The following is a 25,007-nucleotide window of genomic DNA, read 5'->3' as shown; positions in this document are numbered from 1 at the left end:
ATGTTTTTTTAGACCCTTTTAAAATTATAAAATAAGAAAGTATGATATTTTACCCTTATGAATTATACAATTACTGAAAATATTACTGATAAAAGGCGTCCAGAAAATGCCCATTTACGTCACAAAATAGATGTGATGATGAATGATGGAGGTCTTTTTATAGAAAAAAATCTTATGCATTTAAATATTTTAAATTATAAATATGATGCAAAAGAAGCGGTTGAAGAACTATCTCTAGAAAAAGAGATAGTTCTTCAGCTTATAGAAGATTATGTTATACAAATATTAAAATCAAAAATTACATTTTATAAATATATACATGAACTAAAAAAAGATTTATTAGATGGAAAAACTCTAGATTATACAGAGATTAGAAATCTTGCACATAAAAATCTAGGTGTTGTAAGAAATTTACGTATCAAAGATGCCGAAATACTTCTTGAGGCAATAATGGTAGCAGAAGATTTAGATTATTTAAGATTATGTGTTAAAGCCTTAGAAATTTCTGCAACAAAACTAAATCCTCTTTGCGCTTATGAGACATTAAACCTTATAGCTGTAAAAAACTCTCTTTAATTTCTAATTGATTTTGAAACTTCTTCAAGCAAATTAGATGGTTTTTTTATTATTGTTATCTCATCGTTTTTAGTTGGTAAGACAAAAGCAAGTATGATAAAAATAAAAGAAAATATAACACCTACTAATATAGTAAGAACTATTTTTAATTTATGATCATTCATAAAAACTCAGTCTACCTTATTTAAGCTATTTGAAGTCATATAAATCCAAAACTCTTTATGCGTATAGCCTCTATTTAAAAAGAAAATTTGCAAAATAACAACTCTATAAAGTGTTATTATCATTTTTGCAAAAGGTATAAAAAGAGAAAGGCTAACAAAAAGAGGTTGTTCTTTGTCTCCTTTTGAGCTTATCATCTCCTGCATACCTATGTTTTTACTAAGATATAACCCAAAAAATATTGAAAAAATAAAGTTTAAAATTAATCCAAATATCATGTAAGCCATAAAATCTTGTTCATGCATTCCAGCAATCATAACGCGCTCCAATCATATATTTTTATTTTTTAAAATCGAAAAATATTTTAACTAAATAAAACTTTTTAATTCATAAGTTTTTATTCTATTTTTTGTAAAAAATGTTCCAAAAGGGATAAGTGATGCTACAAAAAATATTATACTTTCTTTATATGACCATTTTGCCTCTTGCCATGCATAAAACAGAAGAAGACAAAATATTATAAAAAGTATTCCATGAATCATTCCTACTATTTTTACAGCCATTGCAATCCCAAGAAGATATTTCATAGGCATTGCAATAAGCACAAGCGCCAAATATGAATATCCTTCAATAGTATTTATTAGTCCAAATTTTACAACACTCTCATTTTTCATTTTATATCCTACTCATTATTATTGATTTGCGGATTATATAATCTAAAAGTAACAACTTAGTTCTTAGTTGAAACATAAAGGGTAATCACAAACTCTTTTTAAACTTTGATGTTATACAATGGCGCGAAACTTGTTAAAAAAGGCATATTACATGGAAACTAACCTTGTATTTGAAGGCGTTAAATTTATGGGCATTGGAATGGGCGCTGTATTTTTATTTCTTGCAGTTTTGATATTTTTTATGGGTGTTATGTCAAAGACGGTTCATAAATTTTTCCCTGAAGTTAAGCCAAATCTAGGCTCTTCATCTAAAAGTGTTCAAAGTAACAATCAAGAACAAGAACAAAAAGTAGTTGCGGCCATAACGGCTGCAATTAAACATCATAGAGAAAGTTAAGGAATACAATGGCTAAGAAATTTATAGATGTAATGGATACGACATTTAGGGATGGCTTTCAATCTGTCTTTGGTGGTCGCGTATTAATGGATGACTTTTTTCCAGCTGTAGAAGCAGCGAAAACAGCTGGAATAACCCACTTTGAATTTGCAGGTGGGGCTAGATTTCAATCACTCTACTTTTACTTAAGAGAAGATGCTTTTGAAATGATGGACAGGTTTCGTAAAATTGTAGGCCCAGAAGCAAATCTTCAAACATTAGCTCGTGGCGTAAATACAGTTATGTTAGATACTGGCTCAAAAGAGTTAATCGACCTACATGCAAAAATGTTCAAAAAACATGGCGCTACAACAATTAGAAACTTTGATGCACTTAATGATGTAGAAAACCTAAAATACTCAGGTGAGAGAATAACTCATCACGGACTAAAGCATGAAATAGTTGTAACTATGATGGATCTTCCTCCAGGATGTTTTGGTGCACACACTGTTGAGTTTTATGAAAAAACACTTCGCGAAATCTTAGATAGCGGAATCCCTTATAGTAGTATCTGTTTTAAAGATGCTTCTGGAACATCTAACCCACAAAAAGTATTTGAAACTATACAAATGGCAAGACAACTTATCCCTGAGGGAACACACTTAAGACTTCATACTCATGAAACAGCTGGTGTTTCTGTTGCTGCTTATATGGCTGCACTTGAAGCTGGTGTTGATGGTATAGATATGGCGGCTTCGCCTGTTAGTGGTGGAACAAGTCAGCCAGATATACTTACAATGCTTCATGCTACAAAAGGTATGAACTATGATCTTGGTGGATTAGAAATTAGTAAAGTTTTATCTTATGAAAAAGAGCTTCAAAACTGTTTATCTGACTACTTTATGCCACCAGAAGCTACTATGGTTTCTCCTATAATTCCATTCTCACCAATGCCAGGTGGTGCGCTTACAGCAAATACTCAAATGATGCGTGATAATGGTCTTATGGATAAATTTCCAGATGTGATTGCTGCTATGACTGAAGTTGTAGAAAAAGGTGGATATGGAACATCAGTTACTCCAGTATCACAATTTTATTTTCAACAAGCACTTAACAATGTAATGCAAGGTCCATGGAATGCAATAGCTCCAGGTTATGGAAAAATGGTTCTTGGTTATTTTGGAAAAACTCCAGTTGCACCTGATCCTGAAATAGTAAGGATTGCATCTGAAAAACTAGGCCTTCCTCCAACAACAGAAAAAGCACTTGATTTAGCAAATGCTGATGAGAGTAAATCTTTGGCTACTTGGATAAACAGACTAAAAGAAGAAAATATTGAAATTACAGAAGAAAATATTTTTATTGCAGCTGCTTGTCATGACAAAGGTATCGCATTTTTACAAGGAAAAGGCGAGTTAAACGTTCGTAAAATATCAACGATGAAAAAAGAAGAAGAAAATAAATCACACGGGAGTTCGAGTATGGGAAGTGGAAATTACACTGTAGTAGTAGATGGCCAAAAGTTTAGTGTTCAGGTCGCTGAGGGCGATGTTAATATTTTAGTAACAGAAGTTAATGGCGAAGTTGTTGAGTCAGCTCCTATAAAGCCAAAAGCTATAACAACTTCAGGTACTCAGTTAGATATCAAAGCGCTCCTTCCAGGTAGTGTTTGGAAAATAGTTGCTAATCCAGGCCAAAGTGTAAACGAAGGTGATGTGATTTTAATTTTAGAATCTATGAAAATGGAGATAGATATAGTAGCACCAAAAGGCGGTGTGATTAAATCTATTAATGTTGCTACAAATGATAAAGTAGTTGAAGGTCAAGTCGTAGCAGTATTAGGTTAGTAGTATGAGATTTATGATAATAAAACTACTTACATTTTTAATGCTTCTTAGTGCAACTGTTTATGCAGATGATGCAGCTCCAGTTGAAGCTCCACAAAAGGCTTCTACGCATAAAGAAGAGACTTATAAAACACAACCTTTTAGTGATATGATTGGTGGATTTTTAACGTCAACTGGTATTAATGCTCTTGTAAACCCAAATCCAAATGAAATGAATGCACATGGCGAAGCTATGAGTGACTTTCATAAAGGTTGGGGTAGAGTAATTATGATCTTAATTACATTTCTTCTCTTCTACCTAGCTATCGTAAAAGGTTTTGAGCCATTACTGCTTCTTCCTATAGGCTTTGGTGGACTTTTGGCAAATATTCCAGTAGCAAATATGGCTGGACCAGATGGTTTCTTGGGCATAATTTATCATATGGGATTAGCAAATCAGCTCTTTCCAATTCTGATATTTATGGGTGTTGGAGCTATGACTGACTTTGGTCCACTGCTATCAAACCCAAAAACAGCATTCCTCGGCGGTGCTGCTCAGTTTGGAATCTTTGGAACACTTGTTGGCGCTGTTGCTCTAGCAGAGTACACACCATTTTTTGATTTCACACTTCAACAAGCTTCAGCAATCTCTATAATTGGTGGTGCAGATGGTCCAACTTCTATATTTATAGCCACACAGTTAGCTCCTGAACTCTTAGGAGCAATCGCAGTTGCATCTTATTCATATATGGCTATGGTTCCTATAATACAGCCTCCAATTATGAAAGCGCTTACAACTGACGCTGAGAGACGAATTAGAATGAGTACAATGAGACACGTATCTCGCTTAGAGAAGCTTGTTTTTCCTATTATGGTACTTGTTCTTGCTATTTTAGTTCTTCCAGATTCAACGCCTCTAATTGGTGCATTTATGTTTGGTAACTTCTTAAAAGAGAGTGGTGTTGTTGATAGACTCTCAGATACTATGCAAAATGCTCTTATCAATATAGTAACTATATTTTTAGGGCTTGCTGTTGGTTCAAAACTAGCATCTGATCAGTTCTTAGTTGCAGATACATTAGCTATTTTGGCTCTTGGAATCGTTGCATTTTCTGCTGGAACAGCAGCGGGTGTAATTATGGCTAAGATTATGAATCTCTTCCCTGGAAGCAAGGTTAATCCGCTAATTGGTTCAGCTGGTGTTTCCGCTGTTCCTATGGCTGCTCGTGTATCAAATAAAGTTGGTATGGAGTATGATAGAACAAATATGCTTCTGATGCATGCAATGGGCCCAAATGTTGCGGGTGTTATTGGTTCAGCTGTAGCAGCTGGTGTTCTTATATCTATCTTTAAATAATTAAACTATAAATATACTCCTTCTTTAAAGGAGTATAAGTTTTTTTATATCTGCTCTTGCACCATGATTTCTACAATAAGTGGAATTATATTTTGGCTCTTTGTTTTATCTACAAAGCCATTGGCTCCTAAAACTTCTGCCTCTCTTTTATTATTTTGTCCAGTCATTGAACTATTTACAATTATTGGTATATTTTTTGTTAATGGATTGCTCTTTAAGAGTTTAACAACCGTAAAACCAGACATCTCTGGCATCTCTATATCTGTAATGATAGCTGGAATGTTTGCTATCTCTTCTCCAAGCGAATTTACATACTCTACTAGAAGTTTTCCATTATCAAAAAGCTTCATAGAGAGGTTTGCATTTTCAAAAATCTGTCTTAGATGTTTTTGTGCTGTTTTAGAGTCTTCTGCGATTAAGACAGTTCCATTTTTTAGTTTATTAGGAATAGTTAGACTCAATAGGTTTACAGGAGATTCAGTTACATCAACCATTGCTTGTGGAATTACATCTGCTAAAAGTTTTTCATAATCTAAAACAAGGCACAAGCTACCATCTTCAAGTCTAGTATCATTAATAACTACATTATCACTGCCAATTCTATAACTATCTGGTGCGTGCATTTCATTCCAATTCTTTTTTACAACTCTAAATGCAGACATAATTCTAAGCCCAATAACGACTCCATTAAAATCACAGACTAATATGTTTGATTTTTTTATATCTTCTTTACTTAGCGTTACACCTAGCCATAGAGGAAGATTTAGTATTGGGATTTGAAGGCCACGAAGAACTATAGTGCCCTCTAAAAGCCAATGTGATGAAGGGAGCTGAGTTATATAGTGATTTTTTGACTCTACTACCTCACGTGTTTTAAATACGTTGATTGCATAATATGCAGAGTCTAATTTATCACTAACTCTAAATACTAAAAGTTGGACTTCATTGTTTTTTGCTAGATTGGTAGCTGCATCAACATTATCTAAAACAGACATATCTCTCCCTTGAGTTATATTGTAAGATAGTACCAAAAATATGATGAATTATGCTTGAATATTAATAATGAAATGGTAAAATATCTCCCATTATCTAGGGAAGATACAACTAAAGGTTCAGTTTATGAGATTTTTAATAGCACTATTATTTTTGCTTGCTTATTTAGACGCAAAAGTTTATTATGCAAAAGTTGAGCCATATGAAATAAGAGATATCTCCTCTAATGTCTCCGGATTAGTTATTAGCGCAGATGAGAGTCTTGTAGGTAAGAAACTATCACAAAAGCCATATATAGAGATAGATTCTGAGCTTGATGAAAAAGAGCAAATAGCTGTACGCGAAAAATTAAAATATATAGAAAATATCATTAAAATAAATGAAGCAGAACTGATTAATCTCAATGAATCACTTGCTAAAAAGAGAGAAAATTATAAAAAGATAGAACCACTTAAATTTAAATCTTCTGTGGAAAAAGATAGAGAATTTTATGACTTGATCTCAAGTGAAAATCTATATCTAAATACAAAAAAAGAGATTCAAAACTTAAAAATTCAGGCTTCAGACTTGAAATTAAGAGATGCACAACTACAAAGAACTATTTCAGATAAAAACCTTGTTGCTAAAGATTTTGTTTTGTATGAGATGCTTGTAAAGAGTGGTCAAGTTGTAGGAATTTCAACGCCTTTGGCAAAAGTTGCAGATGTCTCAAAGGCTAAATTAACTATCTATCTTGATGAATCAGACGCAATAAATGCACAAAAAAAAGTTATCTATATAGATGGCCAAAAAAGTAGTAACAAAATTTCAAGACTTTTAAATATTGCTGATAGTAAAAATATCTCTAAGTATATGGCTCAAGTGATTATAGACTCTCCAGAGCTGTTTTCAAAATTAGTAAAACTTGAGTTAAAGGATGAGTAATATTACGGCATGTCCGCTAGATTGTTATGATGCATGCGAGATACTCTTTGAACAAGGAACTATAAAAGGCTTAAAAGAAGGGCATACGAATGGTTTTTTGTGTCAACATTTAAACCATTATGAAAAGCACGAAACTATACACGTCCCAAGATACAAGGGCTCTGAGATAACCATTGATCAAGCACTTTTAAAGTTGAAAGAGATGATAAACTCCTCTAAAAATGATGAGATTCTTTATTATAGAGGGACTGGTAATTTTGCTCTTATGCAAGAGGTTGGTGATCATTTTTTCTCCTCTTATGGAGCGACTTTAACTGATGGAAATTTATGTGATGGAGCTGGCGAAGAAGGAATTATTCAAGGTAGAGGCAGTAATAAAAATATGCCTATTCATGAAGTGGCTAAATCTGAGGTAGTCATTTTTTGGGGTAGAAATCCACATGTAACTTCTAGTCATATTTTACCGCTTATAAAAGGTAAAACTATAATTGTCATAGACCCTATAAAGACTAAAATAGCTAAAGCTGCAGATTTACATATTCAACTAAAGCCACATACTGATCTCTTCTTGGCGATGTTACTTAGTCGTTTTTTACACATAGAAAATGGTTGCGATGAGGAGTTTTTAGATAAGTATGCGAGTGGTTATGAAGAGTATTACGAACTAACTCAAAATCTAAGAATAAAAGCTACGCTGGAACAAATTGATGTTTCACTTGGAGAGTTGGGTGATTTACTGAGGCAGGTAAAGGGCAAGAGAGTAGCTATAGTGTGTGGTGTTGGAATTCAAAAATATAGTGATGGTGTAGATGTAATGCGAGCAATTGATGCTTTTGCAACTATGCTTGGACTTTTTGGCAAAGAGGGATGCGGAGTTAGTTATCTTGGTTCTTCAAGAGAAGGCATTGCATCTCCATTTAAAAAAGATGCAAAAAAGGTCTCAAAGGTAAACACTGACTTTAGTCTCTTTAAGACAGTTTTTATTCAAGGCTCAAATCCACTCTCTCAAATGCCCGATTCAATAAGAGTTAGAGAGTCAATTAGTAAAGTAGAGAACGTTGTCTATTTTGGGCTTTATGAGAATGAGACGAGCGAAATTGCAGACTTGGTTATTCCAGCGAAGAGCTTTTTATACAAAGATGATGTAAGAACATCATATTCACATAATAGAATCTCTATAATGTCAAAAGTTGTTTCTTGTGATATAGGTATAAGTGAGTATGAACTCACTGCATATCTATGTAAAGAGTATGCTCTGCCTATAGAGAGTGAAGAGTTTTATCTGAAGTATTTTAAAAGTTTTGCTATCAAGAAAATGGATGGACTCTCTTATGTAGATAAAAGAGAAGAGATACCATATAAGGATGGTTTTGATACAGAAGATAAAGAGTTTATCTTTCCTGATGAGTTTAACTCAAAGATAGGCGAAAAAGATGGCATGCATCTTATAACGTCTAAGAGCCAAAATAGTTTAAACACTCAGTTTAATCGCGAAGAGTCTGTATATCTACATAGCTCTTTAGGCTTCAGTGAGGGCGAGATTGTCACTGTTAGTTCAATTAATGGAAGTGTTGAGTTACCAGTGAAGCATAATGATGATTTAAGAGCGGATTGTGTTTTGATTTATAGCGGCACAAAAGGTGTAAATAACCTAACATCTTCAAAGCACGCATTAAGTACAAAAAGCGCAATATTTCAAGAAAATAAGGTAGAAATCAAAAGATGAATAGTATAAAAGAATTAGATAAAAAATATGTTTTACCAACTTATGCAAGAGCAGATGTTGAGTTTGTAAGTGGCGATAACGCAAGACTTACCGATGCCAATGGAAAAAAATATATAGATTTTGCTTCAGGTATCGCAGTTTGTAGTGTAGGACATGCAAACAAAAGAGTAAATGATGCTATCACTAAACAGATATCAAAGATAACACACACTTCAAACCTATACTACATAGCACCACAAGCACTTGCGGCTCAAAAGATTGTTGAAGCGAGCGGCTATGACATGATGTGCTTCTTTGGAAACAGCGGAGCAGAGGCAAATGAGGGTGCTATAAAGATAGCAAGAAAGTTTGGTGAAAAAGATGGAGAGCTAAAGCGCTACAAAGTTATAACACTTCAACACTCTTTTCACGGAAGAACTATTACTACTGTAAAAGCAACTGGGCAAGAGAAGATGCATAACTATTTTGGGCCATATCCTGATGGTTTTGTATATGCGGATAACATAGACCATGTTGCAAGTTTAGTTGATGATCACACATGCGCTGTTATGATAGAACTTGTTCAAGGAGAGGGCGGGGTTCAGCCTCTAGAGAGAGACTCAGTTCAAAAACTAGCAAAATTTTTAAAAGAGAAAAATGTTCTGCTTATAATTGACGAGGTTCAAACTGGAGTTTATAGAACAGGGAAGTTTTTAGCATCAAACTATTATGACATTGAGCCAGATGTTGTAACACTTGCAAAAGGTTTAGGCGGAGGTGTTCCAATAGGCGTTGTTATGACAACACTAAAAGATGTCTTTAGCGCAGGAGATCATGGCTCTACATTTGGCGGTAACTATTTGAGCACAACTGCTGCATGTGAAGTTGTAGATATTTTAAATGAGATGTATGAGAGTAAAGAGCTACAAAGAGGTATAGATTATTTTGATAGTGAATTAGAAAAATTTTATAACGCAAACAAAGGCATTTTTACATCAAAAGTAGGTATTGGAATGATGTGTGGTCTGCGTGTCAAAGATGGTGATACTTTAACTAAAATTATCTCAAATGCAAGAGAAGAGGGTGTTATAGTTCTAAAGGCTGGACGAGATACACTAAGACTACTACCAGCTTTAACAATAACAAAAGAGGAAATGGATGAAGGCTTTAAGTCTCTCAATCGCGCTATTAGCTCTTTATAGTAACTACTTATGTGCTCAAGATAAACAAGACTCTTTAGAAGAGTATATATCGGGGAATAAAAAAGAGTTTTATAAATTAGAATCAGATAAGGTAGACGCAAGCAGTAACGTTTTACGCGACTCTTGGATATCTCCTGTTATGCTTAACTACTCTTATGGAGTTAGTGAGGCGTATGATACTGAATCAATTACGAAAAAAACCTCCATTACTATCGATCAGCCGATTTTTCAAAGTGGAGGCATCTACTTTGGGATTAAGTATGCTGAGGCGACAAGGCTGTACTCACAATATTCAGTTGATGTTGCAAAGAGAAAAATTATAAAAGATGCGCTCTCTCTTTTGATACAGATAAAACAGAGTGAGATGAGAATCCAGAAGCAAAAACTACTTATAGAAAATGCAGAAATAAACTTGGCGCAAAAAAAAGAGAGTTATTTAAATGGCCAACTTGATTCTGGTTTTTTAAACAGCGCAATCATAGATAAAAACGTGGTTATTCAAGCTCTTTATGATGTAGAAACAAATAAAGAGAGACTTATATCAAAGTTTCGCGTTATTAGCGATTTGGATCATGGTAGCGCTATCTTACCTCATTTAGAGATTATACAAAAAGATGAGTTTATGGCAAATAACCTCTCTTTTAAACAATCACAAAGTTTGAGTGAAAAAAATAGATACTTTAAAAGTACGACTATCTCAAAGTATCTTCCAAAAGTCAGTATCTATGGTGGATATAACTGGGATAGAACTGAAAACTTTGCATTTCAAGCAGGAAGCGTTTCTGGTTCTAGAGCAACAGATTATGTAAGTTATGGTCTCAAAGCTTCTATACCTCTTAACATAAGCACTTTTGATGATATCCAGAGTGCAAAAGTTGAGTATCTTGAATCAAAGATAGAAGAGTTAGATAAGAAAAAAGAGATAAACGCGTTGTTTGAGCAAGTAATGCAAAACTTAGAAAGTTTAGAGAGAAAAAGAATCTTGAGTGTTGAAAATACGGAACTTTATGGAGAACTTTTAGCAGAGACACAAGAACTTTATGAGGCTGGCTATAAAACCAAGTACGATGTAGAGCTTCTTAGAAACTCTCTTGAAGTTCAAAAAAACGATATAGATATTTATGAACTTGATAGACAACTTGAACTTTTAACACTTTATGAGATGTATAAAAATGACATTTAGTGAGTATATGGGCGAGTGGCTGTACTCTGATGATGGCTACTATGCAACATATAAAAGTATTGGTAAAGCGGGAGATTTTTATACATCTGTTAGCTCGAGTAAATTTTTTGGTGGAACAATTGCAAAACATATCATCTCATTAGTTGATGATGGGTTTTTAAAAGAAGATAGTGTTATTTGTGAAATTGGTGCACATCATGGGTACTTTTTAGCAGATATTATTGAGTTTATATATACACTCCGGCCAAAACTCTTAAAGAGTTTAGAGTTTGTGATAATAGAGCGATTTGACGCTATGCAAGAGTTTCAAAAAAATTATCTCAAAGAGAGCTTTGGTGATGCTATAAAGCTTACACACTATAAATCATTTCAAGAACTAAAATGTAAAAATGCTTTTTTTGTTGCAAATGAGATATTTGACGCATTTGCGTGTGAGCTCTATTTTAAAGGCAAAATAGCAAGAGTTGATGATAATGGCGAGATAATCTTTGATATAGATGATGAGTGGGTTAGCAGTAAAGCTAAAAAGTATCATAAAGATAGGGGCGAGATAGCTCGTGGATATGAAGAGTTTGCTTTGGACATGGCAAGCAGTTGTGATAAGTTTGAATTTATGAGTTTTGACTATGGAGAGATGCAAGCGCGCCCAGACTTCTCCATAAGAGTTTACTCAAAACATGAAGTGATTCCTTTTTTTGATGAAAATATAAAAAGAGATGAGTTATTTGCTAAGTCAGATATAACTTATGATGTGACATTTGAGCATGTAAAAGATGCTTATAAAGAGGCAGGCGTAGAATTTGTAGAGCTAAAGGCTCAAATGGTTGCACTTGTAAATATGGGAATATTAGAACTACTAGAAATTTTAAAAGAAAATGTAGATGAGAAGATATACAAACAAGAACTAGAAAAAGTTAAAATTTTAATAATGCCAAACTTCTTAGGCGAGCGTTTTAAGATGATAAGATTTAGAAAAAATTAACACTTTGGCACAAAGTGCCAAAAATGTTAATTAGAGGTTATTTATAATTTTTATAATCTCTTCTGGTCTATTTGAGGCTGTTATTGCAGTCTCTTTTGAGATAACTTTTTTACGCAAAAGAGTGATTAGCTGATCTGTTTGTGTAGTCATATGTGTCTCATTTTGATTTAACTGCATTTGAGAGTAGATTTGATGAACCTTATCTTCTCTGATTAGGTTTTGAATAGCTGGATTTGCTATTAGAACCTCTTGAGTAGCGATAATTCCTCCGCCAACTCTTGGCATAAGCGATTGAGAGATAACAGATATCAGCGAAGATGCAAGTTGTGCTCTAACTTGTGATTGCTCTCCTGCATCAAAAACATCTATGATACGGTTTATTGTCGAAGGCGCAGAGTTTGTATGAAGTGTTCCAAAAACGATGTGACCAGTCTCAGCCGCAGTAAGAGCTGCAGAAATTGTCTCTTTATCTCTCATCTCCCCAACTAGGATAACATCAGGGTCTTGTCTTAGAGCATATTTAAGAGCAGTTGCAAATGAGCTAGTGTCTGAACCTACTTCTCTTTGTGAAAAAAGAGATTTTATGTTTGTATGAACAAACTCAACTGGGTCTTCTATCGTTATTATATGCTTGCTAGCAGTTAAATTTATCTCATGAAGCATGGAAGCTAGTGTAGTTGATTTACCGCTACCAGTAGGTCCTGTTACTAAAATAAGCCCTTTTTCTTTTTTTACAAGCTCTTTAAATATAGGGTTATTGTTAAATTTCTCAAGAGGAGGTACGTCTATTGGAATCATACGAAATGCGCAGGCAATTCCGGCAATAGTACGGTAGTAGTTAGCACGAAAACGGCCAACTTCTTCTAGTTCAAATGAGAAGTCAAGTTCATTTTTATCTTCAAATATCTTTTTTTGCTTATCTACTATAAGCGCATAAGCCATCTCTTCTATCTCTTTCGCGTTTAAAACAGGAAGATTAAGTGGTTTTAAAGATTTATCAATCCTAATCTGTGGCTCACTACCAGGAACTAGATGTAAATCAGAAGATTCAAAATGCAAAACACTCTTAAGTAACTTTTTTATATCTATTGGTTTGTTTGTTTCTTGACTCATGATTACGCACCTCTGTTTTTTAAATTTTGGGCTTTAAAGTTTAACACTTTTTAAATAGGTACTTACTCTATAATCTTTGGTACAACAAAGAAATTATCTCTGCTAAGAGGTGCGTGTTGAATGATACTTTCATTTATCGATGTATCACAAAAGGCAACATCTTCTCTTAAGAGGGTAGCATCATCACTCATCGCAAATTTTTCATCAACATTTTGTGTATCTAAGAGACTTAAATTATCAACAAAATTTACAATCTCTGAGAGTTGAGATATGATTTCGTCCCTTTTATCATCAGCAATTTTTAAAAAAGATAATTTTTCTAACTTACTCAATAACATATCATCTACTTGCATTTAATTACCTTAGTATTAATTTATAAGATTGTAACAAAAAAAATCTATCTCTTTGATGAAAGTTTAACAAAATATGCGATACTATTTTAAACTTTATGATACATACAAAGAAACACTAAGGAATATTTTGAGTTTAAAAGATAATATTGAGATGATAAGACAGGAGTTAAACTCCGAAGAGAAGTTTTTTGAAAAAGCAGTTGTTACTGAGAGATTTATTAAAAAATACAAAAAAGCAATTATAGCTTCTATTGCTGCTATCGTTGTGCTTGTAGCTGCAAATATCGCTTATGAAGCAAATGAAAAAAGTAAAACAAAAGAAGCAAATATTGCTTTTTCAAAACTTGCATTAAACCCAAGTGATGCAGCAGCACTAAGTGAGCTTAAATCTTTAGCACCAAATCTTCATGACGCTTGGATTTTCTCACAAGCTATTGCAAATAAAGACATAGAAAAACTTAAAAGTTTAAAACATACGAAAGCCCTTATTGTTAGTGATATGGCTGAGTATGAGATGGCGACAGACAACTCTATGCTTGCAGAATACGCTTCAAAGCAAGATGCAATCTTTAGAGATTTAGCACTTGTTCAAGGAGCGATTATGCTATTAAATGAAAATAAGATTGATGAAGCTAGAAATTCACTTGAGAAAGTTTCAAAAGAGTCATCATTAGAAAAATTAGTTGCAATACTTATGCACTACGGAATAAAGTAATATTTTGAGAACTTTATATACTATTTTCATACCATTAATAGTTGCTTTACTATTTAGCGCATGTGGCTCAAAAGAAGTTTTTAAACCTAAAGATGTAGTTGATAGTTGGGATTACTCTGGTAGCAGTGATGTAACTATAAAAGGTATTTCTCAAAATGCCGCATTAGTTGACGATAGAGAGATCCTTGCTAATGGAAAAGTGGTTAATGTTTTTATTGCTGAGGATGAAAAACTTTTAGGCGAGAGTGATGGATGGATATTAAGCTCAAACATTGATGGAAACTTAACTCTTCAAAGTATTGCAGATAAAAAAAATATTGAAACATTTAACTTAAAGAAGACTATTGCTACAGCTAGTGTTAAAAAAGATACTCTAGCTGTTCTTTTCTCAGATAATGAAATGGCGCTATACTCGATAAAGAGTAAAGCACTACTTTTAAAAGAGCAGGGAAATCCTCCGATAGTTGTAAACTCAAAGATAATTAAGCCTTATTTTAGGGATGAACTTGTTATTTTTGCAACATTAGATGGAAAAATAGTAATCATAAATGAAGAGACAAAAAAGAGACTAAGAACGATTATTGTAAGCACTGAAGAGCATTTTAATAATGTTATCTTCTTTAATTTACTAGATAATAAAATCATTGCAGCAACCGGAAATAAAATACTCTCTTTATCTCAAGATGAGATTAGATTGCCATTTGATATAAGAAGCGTAGTAACTGATGATAAAAACATCTATATCGCTACAAAACAAGGCGAAATCGTATCTTTAACATCTGACTTAAAAGAAAATGCAAGACTTAAGTTTGCTTTTGCACACTTTTTAGGACTTATTTTAAACAATAATAAACTATATGCTTTAGAAAAAGAGGGATATCTTATCGAGATGCCAATAGATTTATCATCATCTAGTATCTATGAAGCAGATGTTGAAGATGGATATGTTTATATAGATGGTAAAATCTTTTTTGTTCATGATGAGTATATTTCAGTAGAGTAGAGATGTCAAACGAGTTAGAGGCTTTTATAGAGTATATAAGCGTTATAAAAGCTCTTAGTAAGAGAAGCGTTGATGCTTATAGAAGTGATTTAGAACAGATAGAATTATCTCTAAATAAGCCGCTGATTTCATTAGATTCAAAAACCCTTTTTAATCTTTTAAGCCAATACAAAAACAAAAGAACTCTCAATAGAAAACTATCCTCAGTAAACGCTTTTTTTGATTTTTGTTATAAAAATCAATTTGTAGATGAGAAGAAAAAACTAAAATTTTCTAAAATCTCAAAACTGCTTCCAAAGTTTCTTTCATATCAAGAGATACAAAATGCTCTATCTTTGATTGATAGAAGCACAATTATAGGCCTTAGAGACTATGCTATAATAATTTTTTTATATGCAACAGGAGCAAGGATTAGTGAATGTCTAGCATTAAGCAAAGAAGATATTGAGGGTGAGTGGCTTTATATAAGACATGCAAAGGGCGAGAAAGAGCGTATCGTTCCAATCGCTTCTATCGCTAAAGTAGCTGTTGACGCTTATCTTAATGAACTCGATAAAACAAAAGAGTATGTTTGGCAGAACTACAAGGGCGATAGGCTTAGTAGAATATCTGCATATAAGATAACTCAAAAATACTAGGAGTCTCTCCTCATGTTCTTAGGCATTCATACGCTACAGCGTTAATTGCTGGTGGAGCAGATTTAAGAGTTGTTCAAGAGTTACTAGGACACTCTTCACTTCTAAGTACGCAAATATATACGCATATACAAAAACAAGATTTAAAAGAGACATTGGAGGTTTGTCATCCAATGGCAAAAGAGAGCATATGAGTAGAGTAAAAAACAATCTGATATCAAAAGCTTTTTGGAAATCTCTTCTTTTTACACAAAATAAATGGCATCAACACGGAGTTTTAGTTCACACTCTTCGTGTTGTATATAATGTTATTAAAGCCAGAGAGTTTAGGTTTTTTACTGCAGCATTACTACATGACATAGGAAAACCATATGCAGCTTTTAAAAAAGATGAAGAAGATATAAAATTTAATGAATATAGTTTTACAGATCATGAAGAGAGAAGCTACCAGATTATTAAAAATTGGTACTTTGTAGGCTCATATACCAAGAGCATAGTTCGTTACCACTATCTTATACGAGATTTGAGTAAAAGTATAAAAGAGAATCCAAAAAGATATGAACGCAAAAAAAAGATATGGGATAAGTTAAGTGATGAGTTAAAAGATGATTTAGCTCTTTTTTTGATTCATGATGATGTTGCCAAAGGAAAGAAACGAAGAGATACCTAATACTAATGTAACGCTTACTTATGTAAAATATGATGTTTGTTTTAAAAGAAGCGTAATATTAATGTTTAATGCATTCTATTTGATAAATCAAATAGAATATATATATAAAATATGATTTATCAAAGCTGATAAAGGTTTAAAAAATGAAAAAAACTTTACCGTTTCTTTTTCTTGCTCTTTTTGTTGGTACGCTTGTTTTAATTTTTATATTTTTAGCCTCTAGTAAAAAAATGATTGTTGTTCAAGAGGGTAACTTTGCACAAATTCCTCTTGAGATGAGTGCTGGAATCTATCAAGATAGTGATTGTGGAATGGTTATAGATGATTTAAGAGATGCTTCTCAGATAATCGCTAAAGATGGTAAAAGCTGGTTTTTTCATGATCATGGTGGATTTATAAGATGGTTAGAAGATAAAAACCTTGAAAATAGCATTAAAATCTGGGTAATGAGTAGAGATACAAAGAGATGGATAGATGCTAAAGATGCTTTTTATTCATTAACAGACGATACCCCCATGGGATATGGTTTTGGAGCTTATGAGCATAGTTCTAATGGGCTTGTAACTTTTGATATAATGCGCCTTAGAATGCTAAGAGGAGAGACTCTGCGCAATCCGCTAATTAGGAAAAAACTTTTAAATAAAGAGAACTAGATTTGGAAACAGTAAACATAATAACTATCATGACCATAGCCTTTTTAGGTTCTTTTGGACACTGTATAGGAATGTGTGGAGGTATAGTCTTAGCTTACTCATCTATAAAAATCGAACCAAGTAGCTCAAAGGTTTCACAAAGTACTGCCCATCTTCTTTACTCTTTGGGGAGAGTCTTTACATACTCAACTCTTGGTGCTATCTTTGGAACACTCGGTGGTGTTGTTATTTTTAGCAATAGTGCAAATGGAGTGCTTCTTGTAGTTGCTGGGGTTGCTATGGTTTTAGCTGGTCTCTCTTTAATGGGTAAAATAAAATTTTTAACACTTATAGAGCACTCATTTTCATCTTCATCTGCATATAAAGATATATTTAGAAAAGTATTAAATTCAAAATCAAACTTTAGTTTCTTCACTCTTGGAATGTTAAATGGTCTTATGCCATGTGGATTTGTATACTTCTTTGCTATTACAGCAGCTAGTACTGCTAGTCCTCTTTATGGAGCTTTTGTGATGATGATATTTGGACTTAGTACAATTCCAGCTATGTTTGGACTCGGTTTCTTGGCATCTCTCTCACGTGCAACAAGCTTTAGAAACATGATGGTGAGCCTTTCATCATTTGCAGTGGTTTTGTATGGAGTATATACAATTTATAATGGTTATGATTATTTCACAAGGGCTGAAAAGACATTAAGTGAGTGCCACAGCAAATAATTTTAATATATAACTTGCTATAATAATTTTAAAAAAGGTGCAAATTTGAAAAGCTCTATTATAGATAATATTAAAGCACTACCCCCACTCTCATCTACAATTCTAAAAATAAATAAGATATACGCTGAGGAAAGCTCCACTTTAAAAGATATGGCAAGTGCTATAGAGAATGACCCTATGATTATTGCAAATATTTTAAAGATTGCAAACTCTCCTCTTTATGGATTTGGTAGTGAAATAAAAAATGCTTCTCAGGCAGTAAGTCTTTTTGGAATGAGTATGACTCGCTCGATTGCTATAGGAAACTCAATAAGAAAGCTATTAAATGTAGATATGCAACCATACCGAGTAACATCAGATGAGTTTGCTCATATTTCATCACTACAAGCTGCTTTGATGCTTAATTGGTATAAAAAAATTGATAAACAAAAGGCTGAAAAGCTCTATTTAGCAGCATTTTTGCAAGAAACTGGAAAGATACTAATCGCTAGTGAAGTTATTCAAAATGATGAAGCGATAAGATTTGCAAATGAAATAGAGGACTCAAATAACTTAGCAGTAGTTGAGAAGGCCTATGTTAATGCAAGTTGTGGAGAAGTTACCGCACTTGTATTTAAGCACTGGGGATTTGATAATGAATTCATTGAGATGATAAAATACTCAGATACTCCTTCAAGTGCGCCAGATGAGATAAGAGAGTTTGCAACAGCTCTAAATATTGTAAAAACAATCATCCCTATCAATAAACCTTTCTCAGAGATGGCCATAAATTTTGGACTTAAAAAAGCTCTTGATGCAGGGTATAAAGTTAAACTATTGGAAGAGTCTATAGATAGTATGACTCAATCATTTTGAAATGAAAAAAACAGTAACTGTCATCGATACATTTGGCTTTTTTTTCCGCAGTTTTTACGCTCTACCACAACATCTAAAAAACTCTCAAGGCTTTCCTACAGGCCTTTTAACTGGCTTTACTAACTTTATCTCAACTCTTCAAAAACAGCACGATAGTGATTATATTGTATTTGCTATAGATACAAAGGGAGATAGTTTTAGAAAAGAGATAGATCCAAACTATAAAGCAAATAGACAACCACCGCCACAAGAGCTAACTATGCAACTTCCAATTGCAATTGAGTGGATTGATAAGATGGGATATAAAACTCTGGGCTATGATGGTTATGAGGCTGATGATGTTATAGCAACAGTTGTACGCTTTGCAAAAGAGATGAGTTACAACGTTAGAGTTGTATCGCATGATAAAGATCTTTTTCAACTTATCGATGATGGTAGCGTTGTTTTGGTTGATGCTATAAAAAAACAGATTATGGATGAGGATGGCTGTTTAAAAAAATATGGAATATCTCCAAAACAGTTTATTGACTATCAATCCATATTAGGGGATTCAGCAGATAATATCCCTGGTGTAAAAGGGATAGGAAAAGTTGGAGCGGAGAAACTCTTAGTTGAGTATCAATCTCTAGATAATATTTATGCAAATATAGAGGATATTAAACCACTTGGAATCCAAAAAAAACTCTTAGAGTCTAAAGAGCAAGCTTATATGTCTAAAAAGCTTGTAACACTTAGTCACAGTGTTTTTGATAATTTTGATTTTGAAGAGTATAGGATGGATATAGAAAATCCATTTTTAAATATCTATGATGAGCTTGTGAAGTATGAACAAAACAGTATTTTGAGATCTCTTGCTGCTAAGAGTATGGTTACACAAGAAACTCACGAAGAAGCTCTAAAAAAAGTTGAAGTAGAAGTTCAAAATAACAAAAAGGTAAACTTTAAAGCAACGCTCCTTGATGATGCACAAGAGTTACATAGAATTTTATCCGCATTAAAAGAAGATACGATAGTAGCTTTTGATACGGAGACAACGGGCCTTGATTATGAAAATGATTCGCTTGTAGGCTTTAGTTTTTGTTTTAATGAAGATGAGGCGTATTATGTTCCTATCGCACACTTTTATCTTGGAGTAGGCGAGCAAGTCTCAAAAGAAGATGCAAAAATTGCTATTAAAAAAATCTTTAACTCCCGTGTTGTAGGGCATAATATAAAGTTTGATCTCCACTTTGTCATAAGATTCTTGGGTGAAAACGACCTTGATATATTTGCTGATTCTATGATTTTGGCTTGGCTAATAAATCCTGAGAGTGCACTCTCTCTTGATAAACTCTCAGAAAAACTGCTAGAGCATAAGATGATTACATTTAAAGATAGTGTAAAAAAAGGCGAGACATTTGCTAGCGTTGCACTAGAAGATGCATGTGAGTATGCGGCAGAAGATGCTTACATAACCTTAAGACTTTACTATCTTTTTTTAGAGATGTTAAAGCAGCAAGGAGCGGAGCACCTTATACAAGAGGCAAAAGAAGTTGAGTTTCCGTTTATAAAAACACTTCTTAAGATGGAGACTTACGGTATAGAGTTAAATAGCTCATTTTTAGAACAGTTTTTACAAGAAGCAAAAGAGTCTCTAGAAGAACTTACTAAAAAAATCTATGATTTGGCTTCGATGGAGTTTAATATAAACTCAACACAACAATTAGGTGGCGTGCTTTTTGAAAAACTAGGACTTCCTACTTCAAAAAAGACAAAAACTGGATATTCAACTGATGAGAAGGTTTTAAACTCTCTCATTGATGAGCATGAAATCATCCCATATCTTTTGGAGTACAGAGAGGTTTATAAACTATACTCAACATATATAGAACCACTCTTAAAGCTCAGCAAACAGGATAAAGAGAGCCGTATTCATACCTCTTTTGTTCAGACTGGAACTACAACGGGAAGACTCAGCTCTAAAAATCCAAATCTTCAAAATATACCTACAAGAACAGCTCTTGGCACAAAAATAAGAGAAGCTTTTGTCGCGCCAAAGGGTAAAAAACTCATAGGTATAGACTACTCACAAATTGAACTTAGGCTTCTAGCACACTTTACACGAGATAAAGTTCTTGTTGATGCATTTATGCAAGATAAAGATATCCATATGCAAACAGCGATTGCTCTTTTTGGCGAAGAAGAGGCTCCAATGAAGAGAAATGTGGCTAAAACAGTTAACTTTGGGCTTTTGTATGGGATGGGACAAAAAAAGCTCTCTGAGACTCTAAAAATAACCACAGCAGAGGCTAAGGGAATCATTGAGAGATACTTTAGCAGTTTTCCAAGCGTGAAGTCATACTTTCGCTCTATTGTAGATTTTTCAAAAGAGAAAGGATATGTTGAGACACTTCTAAAAAGACGTAGATACTTTGACTATGAAAATGCTGCACCAATGTTTAAGGCAGCTTATGAGAGAGAGTCTGTAAATAGCATATTTCAAGGAAGTGCTAGTGATCTTATAAAACTAAGCATGAATAAGATTCATAAACTAATCGAAGATGAGAAACTAAACGCCAAGATGTTATTGCAGATTCATGATGAACTTATATTTGAGGTAGATGCTTCTGAAGCAGAAGTTCTAGGTGAGAAGTTTAAAGAGGTAATGCAAAATATTATGCCATTAAATATTCCACTAAAAGCCAGCATGAAGATTGGTGATAAATGGAGCGAGTTAAAGTAACGATATGTTAAAACAGTATAAAGAGGCTATTGAAAATAGCAATATCATCTCTAAAACTGACGTTAATGGCATCATTACTTTTGTAAATAGTGAATTTTGCAAGATTAGCGGATATACAAAAGAAGAACTTCTAGGTAAAAACCACAACATAGTGCGCCATCCAGATGTGCCAAGTGAGAAATTTAGACTTCTTTGGCAGAGCATATCGCAAAAACATGTATATAAAGGTACGGTCAAAAATCTAGCAAAAGATGGCTCTACTTTTTATGTAAACACCACAATCATACCTATTCTTGATGAAGATAAAAATATACTAGAGTATGTAGCTATCCGTTATGATGTAACTAAAGAGGTTCTACTAAAAGAGGAGCTTCTTAAAAAAGAAGCAGAGTATGAAGAGCTAAACAGAAGTCTTGAGAAGAGAGTAGCTGAGCAGACTAAAGAGTTAAAAGAGTTAAATAAAACACTCGAAGTTCGTGTGCGTGATGAGATAGCAAAAAACGAAGAGAAGCAACGTGTTATGTTTTGGCAATCTCGCCATGCAAGCTTAGGACAGATGCTAGCAAACATTGCTCATCAGTGGAGGCAACCTCTAACAGAGCTTAGTCTAGCAATGTTTAACATTAAAAAAGCTATGCAAAATCAAAATCAAGATGACGCTTCAAAGTTTTATAATGAGAGCAAACATATTATAAAAAACATGTCTCAAACTATTGATGATTTTACAAACTTCTTCTCTCCAGATAAAGAGAGACACTATTTCAACATTAAAGATAGTATTGAAGAGGCAGTTTCGCTTTTGGAGAATATGCTAAATGAGCAGATGATAGGTGTTAAAAAAGAGCTTATAGATATAGAAGTACTTGGTATTTCAAATGAGTTAACGCAGGTTATAGTTAATCTTATAAACAACTCTAAAGATGCTTTTATACATAATAGTATTCTTCTTAGAGAGATTTCAATACGCATAAAAAAAAAGAGCGATTTTGCTCTTATAGAGTTTGAGGACAATGCAGGCGGAATAATAAAAGAAAATATAGAAAAAATCTTTGAACCATACTTTACAACAAAGCATAAAAGCCGTGGAACAGGGCTAGGACTGTTTATGTCAAGGATGATTTGTGAGCAGGGCCTTGGTGGTTCGCTTGACGCTATAAGCAAAAAAAAGACTACAATATTTAGTATAAAAATTCCATTGGATGAACATGAAAAATAGAGCACTCAAAGATTTAAAAATAGTTCTTGTTGAAGATGAAGAAAATCTAGCACGTCTGCTAAAAGAGGCGATTGGAGATAATTTTCATAGCTTTACAATTGCAAAAGATGGTCTAGAGGGGATAGAGCTTTTTAAAAAAATAAGACCAGATATTGTCATCACTGATATCATGATGCCTCATCTTGATGGGCTAAAGATGGCAAAAGAGCTAAAGAGAATCAATCCAAATATTCCTATCATTATACTAAGCGCTTTTAGTGAAAAAGAGAAGCTCTTTGGTGCTATAGATGTTGGAGTGACAAAATACTTCTTAAAGCCTTTTGACGCGGAAGAACTACTAGAATATATAAGCAGTATAACTTCAAAGATAGAAAATAAGATAGTAAAGCTGAGTGATTGTTATGTCTTTAATAAAAACACAAACTCTCTTTATAAAAATGAGAAGTATATTGCTCTAGCAAAAAACGATATAAAGTTTTTATCTCTTTTGCTAGACTCTAAAAACAGAACGGTCGATGATATGTCTATCAAAGAGGCTCTTTGGGGTGCTGATGCGAGTGATGAGAGGCTTAGAACTTTCATCAAACGCTTTAGAGAAAAAACCTCAAAACTTCTTATAAAAAATATAAAAGGTTTTGGGTATCAGCTTTTACTTAACGAAAGTTAACTCTATCTATCTTTGGTGTATACCTAGGATCTTCACCCTCAATGGTCCACAATTTTTTGGATAGGTAGCTGATAGCATCATGGAAGTTTTCACCTACATGTTCCCAAAAATCAAGTTCACTAAACTCTTTTTTTAGTAACTTTACTTCATACTCAAATGTTGTTGCAGAGTCCATTCTTAGAAGTTTTATAGATTTGTCTGTCTCTAAATTTGCTAAAAACCATAAAGATACAAACTCCTCAGAGTAGTTGTTAAATATCTTTGTAGCAAACTCTTCAAAATCACTATATGAGCTAAGTTCAAAGAACTTAATCGCCAAAGAGACAACACTATCTAAATGTATAAAAGGTACCATTGAGAAGAGTTGTCTTCCAGCAGAAGCACCATCTGAGTGACTTGCCCCTATAAAAATTCTAGCTCCGCCATCAGTATCTCCAAAGTTGTTTGTTTTTAGGCCTATTAACCCAATATCTGTATGCTTATGTCTTCCACATCCCTTAGCACAACCAGAGAAGCCAACTTGAATACTATGCTCATTTATTTTCTCTAATGGAAGGTATGAAGTCTCATCTTTAATGCTCCAAACAGCGTAAGGGCAAAGGTTTCCAGCGCATGCAACGATTGTACTACTTAATGCTTGTGATTTTAATGTAGTTGATGGTTCATCTAAACCAATTAGATAGATATTTTGATCCATCCCAAGACGAATTTCCAAAGAGTTCTCTGTAGCGTATGAAGCTATGTTTTTAATCTCATCGCTCTTTAGTCTTGAAAAATCTGTTTGATAACAAAATCCATACTTGCCATTCTTTAGTTTATGAAACTCTGTAAACTTTGTCTTTTCAAAGATTGTCTCACCTTGACTTTGGAAATTACTTTTATATTCGTGTATGATTAGAGATTTAATCGCATCAATTCCTATCTCTTCTATCATATGAAAGATTCGTGTTTTTGCTCTTGAAAAGCGAGATCCATGTATGTAAAATGTTTCTATAAATGCTTTGAAAAAATTAAAAACTTCACTCTCTACTAAAAATATATCAGCATTTTGAGCTACATCCGTATTTTTACCACCCATATATACATTAAATCCAAAAACGCCATCTTTTTTTGCAAGTGCAAAATATAGATCATTTGCAAAAAACGAGCTCACGTTTGAGCGATTGCCAGATATTCCAACAGAGATACGCCTAGGCAACATTCCAACATAGCGAGGATTTTCTATAATATAATCATGCATCGCCATAACTAGAGGATAAGTTTCTATTACAGAGAACTCTCCACACCCATCATAGGCATCTGTAATGATGTTTCTAACGTTATCACCAAAGCTTTGCCACGTAGATACGCCAAGAGCGTTTATGCGTTTGTGTATCTCTAAAACATTCTCGGCCTCAACATCATGAAGCTGAATCCCGCCTCTTGCAGTTAAGATGATTGTTAAATCATACTCATCAACAATATCTGCTATCTTTTTAAAGTTCGAAGCACTGATTTTTCCACCAGGAATTCGGATGCGAATGGTAAACTCATCTTCAAGAAAATTAGTATTGAATATTCCAAAATCTTGAAGATAAAATCTATCTGCTTCATTTAGACTCTCAAAGTCAATATCTTCAAAATCTTTGTAATAATCTATTGGTTTTAATTGAGCTTTATATCGCTCTCTTTTATTGAGTTTATTTTCCATAGGTGTATTCTATCAAATAATTAAAATAAATTCTATTGA

At 33.5% G+C, this 25,007-nt stretch carries 26 protein-coding genes; 20 read left to right on the top strand and 6 right to left on the bottom strand.

Annotation, left to right across the window (positions count from 1 at the left end):
- Nucleotides 1-57: 57 nt before the first annotated feature.
- Entirely contained in the window at nt 58-576 is a 519-nt protein-coding gene (locus PHI38_RS00805) for a hypothetical protein (RefSeq protein WP_299851413.1), read from the top strand.
- Nucleotides 577-746: 170 nt separating this feature from the next.
- On the opposite strand, the gene PHI38_RS00800 is transcribed toward PHI38_RS00805, so the two are convergent.
- Complete coding sequence (locus PHI38_RS00800) at nt 747-1,055, bottom strand: hypothetical protein (protein ID WP_299851410.1); 309 nt, start codon at nt 1,053-1,055, stop codon at nt 747-749.
- A gap of 51 nt (nt 1,056-1,106) precedes the next feature.
- Nucleotides 1,107-1,412, bottom strand: a complete 306-nt coding sequence (locus tag PHI38_RS00795; protein WP_299851408.1) for a DUF3817 domain-containing protein — start codon at nt 1,410-1,412, stop codon at nt 1,107-1,109.
- A gap of 151 nt (nt 1,413-1,563) precedes the next feature.
- Here PHI38_RS00795 and PHI38_RS00790 point away from each other — a divergent pair, with 151 nt between their 5' ends.
- Genes PHI38_RS00790 through PHI38_RS00780 form a run of 3 tightly spaced genes read left to right on the top strand, consistent with a single transcriptional unit; the run spans nt 1,564 to nt 4,971 of the window.
- A complete protein-coding gene (locus PHI38_RS00790; protein WP_299851405.1) occupies nt 1,564-1,809 on the top strand; it encodes an OadG family protein in 246 nt (81 codons plus the stop codon).
- Nucleotides 1,810-1,817: 8 nt separating this feature from the next.
- Nucleotides 1,818-3,635: a biotin/lipoyl-containing protein gene (locus PHI38_RS00785; protein WP_299851402.1), complete on the top strand. Its 1,818-nt coding sequence runs from the start codon at nt 1,818-1,820 to the stop codon at nt 3,633-3,635.
- Nucleotides 3,636-3,639: 4 nt separating this feature from the next.
- Nucleotides 3,640-4,971 carry a sodium ion-translocating decarboxylase subunit beta gene (locus tag PHI38_RS00780; protein ID WP_299851399.1) on the top strand — a complete coding sequence of 444 codons (1,332 nt, stop codon included), beginning with the start codon at nt 3,640-3,642 and terminating at the stop codon, nt 4,969-4,971.
- 44 nt (nt 4,972-5,015) lie between these two features.
- Here the strand turns inward: PHI38_RS00780 and PHI38_RS00775 are convergent, their stop codons facing one another.
- On the bottom strand, nt 5,016-5,966 hold the full coding sequence (locus PHI38_RS00775; RefSeq protein ID WP_299851396.1) for a chemotaxis protein: 951 nt from the start codon (nt 5,964-5,966) through the stop codon (nt 5,016-5,018).
- A 124-nt stretch (nt 5,967-6,090) separates the two neighbouring features.
- Between PHI38_RS00775 and PHI38_RS00770 the strand changes: the two genes are divergently transcribed.
- From PHI38_RS00770 to PHI38_RS00750, 5 genes are read left to right on the top strand one after another with little or no spacing between them, the layout of a single operon-like run.
- On the top strand, nt 6,091-6,888 hold the full coding sequence (locus tag PHI38_RS00770; protein ID WP_299851393.1) for an HlyD family secretion protein: 798 nt from the start codon (nt 6,091-6,093) through the stop codon (nt 6,886-6,888).
- Entirely contained in the window at nt 6,881-8,614 is a 1,734-nt protein-coding gene (locus tag PHI38_RS00765) for a molybdopterin-dependent oxidoreductase (RefSeq protein WP_299851390.1), read from the top strand. The genes PHI38_RS00770 and PHI38_RS00765 overlap by 8 nt, the downstream gene beginning before the upstream one ends.
- Entirely contained in the window at nt 8,611-9,795 is a 1,185-nt protein-coding gene (locus PHI38_RS00760; protein ID WP_299851387.1) for an aspartate aminotransferase family protein, read from the top strand. The genes PHI38_RS00765 and PHI38_RS00760 overlap by 4 nt, the downstream gene beginning before the upstream one ends.
- A complete protein-coding gene (locus PHI38_RS00755; protein ID WP_299851384.1) occupies nt 9,752-10,978 on the top strand; it encodes a TolC family protein in 1,227 nt (408 codons plus the stop codon). Before PHI38_RS00760 ends, PHI38_RS00755 begins: the two co-directional genes overlap by 44 nt.
- Complete coding sequence (locus PHI38_RS00750) at nt 10,968-11,960, top strand: SAM-dependent methyltransferase (protein ID WP_299851381.1); 993 nt, start codon at nt 10,968-10,970, stop codon at nt 11,958-11,960. The genes PHI38_RS00755 and PHI38_RS00750 overlap by 11 nt, the downstream gene beginning before the upstream one ends.
- Nucleotides 11,961-11,990: 30 nt before the next feature.
- Here the strand turns inward: PHI38_RS00750 and PHI38_RS00745 are convergent, their stop codons facing one another.
- Nucleotides 11,991-13,073, bottom strand: a complete 1,083-nt coding sequence (locus PHI38_RS00745) for a type IV pilus twitching motility protein PilT (protein ID WP_299851378.1) — start codon at nt 13,071-13,073, stop codon at nt 11,991-11,993.
- 62 nt (nt 13,074-13,135) lie between these two features.
- Nucleotides 13,136-13,426, bottom strand: a complete 291-nt coding sequence (gatC, locus tag PHI38_RS00740; protein ID WP_299851375.1) for an Asp-tRNA(Asn)/Glu-tRNA(Gln) amidotransferase subunit GatC — start codon at nt 13,424-13,426, stop codon at nt 13,136-13,138.
- A gap of 127 nt (nt 13,427-13,553) precedes the next feature.
- Between gatC and PHI38_RS00735 the strand changes: the two genes are divergently transcribed.
- The 11 genes from PHI38_RS00735 to PHI38_RS00690 all read left to right on the top strand — a co-directional run bounded on the left by PHI38_RS00735 (nt 13,554) and on the right by PHI38_RS00690 (nt 23,278).
- Complete coding sequence (locus tag PHI38_RS00735; RefSeq protein WP_299851373.1) at nt 13,554-14,141, top strand: hypothetical protein; 588 nt, start codon at nt 13,554-13,556, stop codon at nt 14,139-14,141.
- Nucleotides 14,142-14,145: 4 nt separating this feature from the next.
- On the top strand, nt 14,146-15,144 hold the full coding sequence (locus PHI38_RS00730; RefSeq protein WP_299851370.1) for a hypothetical protein: 999 nt from the start codon (nt 14,146-14,148) through the stop codon (nt 15,142-15,144).
- Between the two features lie 2 nt (nt 15,145-15,146).
- Nucleotides 15,147-15,782: a tyrosine-type recombinase/integrase gene (locus tag PHI38_RS00725; protein WP_367182595.1), complete on the top strand. Its 636-nt coding sequence runs from the start codon at nt 15,147-15,149 to the stop codon at nt 15,780-15,782.
- Nucleotides 15,776-15,973 (top strand): tyrosine-type recombinase/integrase, encoded by a 198-nt coding sequence (locus PHI38_RS10270; RefSeq protein WP_367182596.1) that lies wholly within the window; start codon nt 15,776-15,778, stop codon nt 15,971-15,973. The genes PHI38_RS00725 and PHI38_RS10270 overlap by 7 nt, the downstream gene beginning before the upstream one ends.
- The gene (locus tag PHI38_RS00720) at nt 15,970-16,449 is read left to right on the top strand and encodes an HD domain-containing protein (protein WP_299851367.1); all 480 of its coding nucleotides are present in this window, start codon (nt 15,970-15,972) and stop codon (nt 16,447-16,449) included. Before PHI38_RS10270 ends, PHI38_RS00720 begins: the two co-directional genes overlap by 4 nt.
- A gap of 143 nt (nt 16,450-16,592) precedes the next feature.
- Nucleotides 16,593-17,102 (top strand): hypothetical protein, encoded by a 510-nt coding sequence (locus PHI38_RS00715; RefSeq protein ID WP_299851364.1) that lies wholly within the window; start codon nt 16,593-16,595, stop codon nt 17,100-17,102.
- 2 nt (nt 17,103-17,104) lie between these two features.
- Entirely contained in the window at nt 17,105-17,818 is a 714-nt protein-coding gene (locus tag PHI38_RS00710; RefSeq protein ID WP_299851361.1) for a sulfite exporter TauE/SafE family protein, read from the top strand.
- 45 nt (nt 17,819-17,863) lie between these two features.
- On the top strand, nt 17,864-18,673 hold the full coding sequence (locus tag PHI38_RS00705; RefSeq protein WP_299851358.1) for an HDOD domain-containing protein: 810 nt from the start codon (nt 17,864-17,866) through the stop codon (nt 18,671-18,673).
- 1 nt (nt 18,674) lies between these two features.
- Nucleotides 18,675-21,395, top strand: a complete 2,721-nt coding sequence (gene polA, locus PHI38_RS00700) for a DNA polymerase I (RefSeq protein ID WP_299851355.1) — start codon at nt 18,675-18,677, stop codon at nt 21,393-21,395.
- A 4-nt stretch (nt 21,396-21,399) separates the two neighbouring features.
- Complete coding sequence (locus PHI38_RS00695) at nt 21,400-22,611, top strand: PAS domain-containing sensor histidine kinase (protein ID WP_299851352.1); 1,212 nt, start codon at nt 21,400-21,402, stop codon at nt 22,609-22,611.
- Nucleotides 22,601-23,278 carry a response regulator transcription factor gene (locus tag PHI38_RS00690; RefSeq protein WP_367182594.1) on the top strand — a complete coding sequence of 226 codons (678 nt, stop codon included), beginning with the start codon at nt 22,601-22,603 and terminating at the stop codon, nt 23,276-23,278. The genes PHI38_RS00695 and PHI38_RS00690 overlap by 11 nt, the downstream gene beginning before the upstream one ends.
- Here the strand turns inward: PHI38_RS00690 and PHI38_RS00685 are convergent.
- Nucleotides 23,265-24,968: a nitrite/sulfite reductase gene (locus PHI38_RS00685; protein ID WP_299851346.1), complete on the bottom strand. Its 1,704-nt coding sequence runs from the start codon at nt 24,966-24,968 to the stop codon at nt 23,265-23,267. The genes PHI38_RS00690 and PHI38_RS00685 overlap by 14 nt on opposite strands.
- Between the last annotated feature and the right edge of the window lie 39 nt (nt 24,969-25,007).

Source organism: Sulfurimonas sp., assembly GCF_028694895.1.
GTDB lineage: Bacteria > Campylobacterota > Campylobacteria > Campylobacterales > Sulfurimonadaceae > Sulfurimonas.
The sequence above is the reverse complement of the archived record's forward strand: the minus strand, read 5'-3'. Positions and strand labels throughout refer to the sequence as shown.

Bases quoted from the DNA above. Each gene is read 5' to 3' on its own strand.
- PHI38_RS00695 (WP_299851352.1), top strand. From the start codon at position 21,400: ATGTTAAAACAGTATAAAGAGGCTATTGAAAATAGCAATATCATCTCT.
- PHI38_RS00765 (WP_299851390.1), top strand. From the start codon at position 6,881: ATGAGTAATATTACGGCATGTCCGCTAGATTGTTATGATGCATGCGAG.
- PHI38_RS00750 (WP_299851381.1), top strand. From the start codon at position 10,968: ATGACATTTAGTGAGTATATGGGCGAGTGGCTGTACTCTGATGATGGC.
- PHI38_RS00795 (WP_299851408.1), bottom strand. From the start codon at position 1,412: ATGAAAAATGAGAGTGTTGTAAAATTTGGACTAATAAATACTATTGAA.
- PHI38_RS00725 (WP_367182595.1), top strand. From the start codon at position 15,147: ATGTCAAACGAGTTAGAGGCTTTTATAGAGTATATAAGCGTTATAAAA.
- polA (WP_299851355.1), top strand. From the start codon at position 18,675: ATGAAAAAAACAGTAACTGTCATCGATACATTTGGCTTTTTTTTCCGC.
- PHI38_RS00770 (WP_299851393.1), top strand. From the start codon at position 6,091: ATGAGATTTTTAATAGCACTATTATTTTTGCTTGCTTATTTAGACGCA.
- PHI38_RS00690 (WP_367182594.1), top strand. From the start codon at position 22,601: ATGAAAAATAGAGCACTCAAAGATTTAAAAATAGTTCTTGTTGAAGAT.
- PHI38_RS00800 (WP_299851410.1), bottom strand. From the start codon at position 1,055: ATGATTGCTGGAATGCATGAACAAGATTTTATGGCTTACATGATATTT.
- PHI38_RS00715 (WP_299851364.1), top strand. From the start codon at position 16,593: ATGAAAAAAACTTTACCGTTTCTTTTTCTTGCTCTTTTTGTTGGTACG.
- PHI38_RS00785 (WP_299851402.1), top strand. From the start codon at position 1,818: ATGGCTAAGAAATTTATAGATGTAATGGATACGACATTTAGGGATGGC.
- PHI38_RS00745 (WP_299851378.1), bottom strand. From the start codon at position 13,073: ATGAGTCAAGAAACAAACAAACCAATAGATATAAAAAAGTTACTTAAG.
- gatC (WP_299851375.1), bottom strand. From the start codon at position 13,426: ATGCAAGTAGATGATATGTTATTGAGTAAGTTAGAAAAATTATCTTTT.
- PHI38_RS00805 (WP_299851413.1), top strand. From the start codon at position 58: ATGAATTATACAATTACTGAAAATATTACTGATAAAAGGCGTCCAGAA.
- PHI38_RS00720 (WP_299851367.1), top strand. From the start codon at position 15,970: ATGAGTAGAGTAAAAAACAATCTGATATCAAAAGCTTTTTGGAAATCT.
- PHI38_RS00775 (WP_299851396.1), bottom strand. From the start codon at position 5,966: ATGTCTGTTTTAGATAATGTTGATGCAGCTACCAATCTAGCAAAAAAC.
- PHI38_RS00685 (WP_299851346.1), bottom strand. From the start codon at position 24,968: ATGGAAAATAAACTCAATAAAAGAGAGCGATATAAAGCTCAATTAAAA.
- PHI38_RS00755 (WP_299851384.1), top strand. From the start codon at position 9,752: ATGAAGGCTTTAAGTCTCTCAATCGCGCTATTAGCTCTTTATAGTAAC.
- PHI38_RS00760 (WP_299851387.1), top strand. From the start codon at position 8,611: ATGAATAGTATAAAAGAATTAGATAAAAAATATGTTTTACCAACTTAT.
- PHI38_RS00780 (WP_299851399.1), top strand. From the start codon at position 3,640: ATGAGATTTATGATAATAAAACTACTTACATTTTTAATGCTTCTTAGT.
- PHI38_RS00790 (WP_299851405.1), top strand. From the start codon at position 1,564: ATGGAAACTAACCTTGTATTTGAAGGCGTTAAATTTATGGGCATTGGA.